At 61.9% G+C, this 299-nt stretch carries 1 pseudogene; it reads left to right on the top strand.

The features are described 5' to 3' along the window. Nucleotides 1-141: pseudogene (locus tag C5P05_RS00805) on the top strand (acetyl-CoA C-acetyltransferase); the annotation flags it as partial. Nucleotides 142-299 lie beyond the last annotated feature (158 nt).

Genomic DNA, 299 nt, shown 5'->3' with positions numbered 1-299 from the left:
GGCCACCCGATCGGGGCGTCGGGCTGCCGCATCCTGGTCACGCTGCTGCACGAGATGAAGCGTCGCGGCGCCAACAAGGGCCTGGCCTCGCTGTGCATCGGCGGCGGCATGGGCGTGGCACTGGCCGTCGAGCGCGCCTGAACGATTGATTCACCAAAGCAGCAAAACAGCAAAACAGCAAACAGAAAAAGGACACAAAACATGACACAAGCAACACGCGTGGTTCTGGTCACCGGCGGCATGGGCGGCCTGGGCGAGACGATTTCAACCAAGATGGTCGATGCCGGCTACAAAGTCGC

Origin of the sequence: Rhodoferax ferrireducens (assembly GCF_003347515.1) — a bacterium.
Classification (GTDB): Bacteria; Pseudomonadota; Gammaproteobacteria; order Burkholderiales; family Burkholderiaceae_C; genus Rhodoferax.
The sequence above is the reverse complement of the archived record's forward strand: the minus strand, read 5'-3'. Positions and strand labels throughout refer to the sequence as shown.